The sequence below is a fragment of the Methylobacterium sp. WL18 genome (genome assembly GCF_008040015.1).
Classification (GTDB): Bacteria; Pseudomonadota; Alphaproteobacteria; order Rhizobiales; family Beijerinckiaceae; genus Methylobacterium; species Methylobacterium mesophilicum.
The window spans coordinates 1-429 of sequence record NZ_VRVD01001357.1; the positions used below are offsets into that span (position 1 = coordinate 1).

Here is a 429-nt window from a genome sequence, read left to right on the forward strand (position 1 = left end):
CCAGCGCGTTGTCCGGCACGATCCCGAGCCCGACCTCGTTGCCGACCAGCACCAGCGGGCCTGGCGCCCGCGCGCAGGCGGCGACGAGCCGCGCCACCGCATCCTCCAGGTCGGCCTCCGCCAGGATCAGGTTGGTGAGCCACAGGGTGAGGCAATCGACTAGGACGGCCCCCTCGGCCTCGGCGACCGCCTCCGGCAAAGCGAGCGGAACGTCGCGGGTCCGCCACGCTCCGGTGCGCCGGGCGCGGTGCTGGGCGATGCGCGCGACCATCTCGTCGTCGAACGCCTGCGCGGTGGCGAGGTAGAGCCACGGGCCGGGGCAGGCTTCGATCAGTCCCTCCGCGTAGGCGCTCTTGCCGGAACGCGCCCCGCCGAGGACGAGGGTCATGCGGGGCGGGATCTGCAGCATGCCCCTCCATCGCCCCAACC

1 protein-coding gene is annotated in these 429 nt (G+C 73.9%); it reads right to left on the bottom strand.

Annotated features, from left to right (window positions below; translation table 11 throughout):
* Positions 1-409, bottom strand: a 409-nt coding sequence (locus FV228_RS32725) for a bifunctional adenosylcobinamide kinase/adenosylcobinamide-phosphate guanylyltransferase (protein ID WP_187278018.1), incomplete at its 3' end; no start/stop codon positions are given.
* Positions 410-429: the final 20 nt, after the last annotated feature.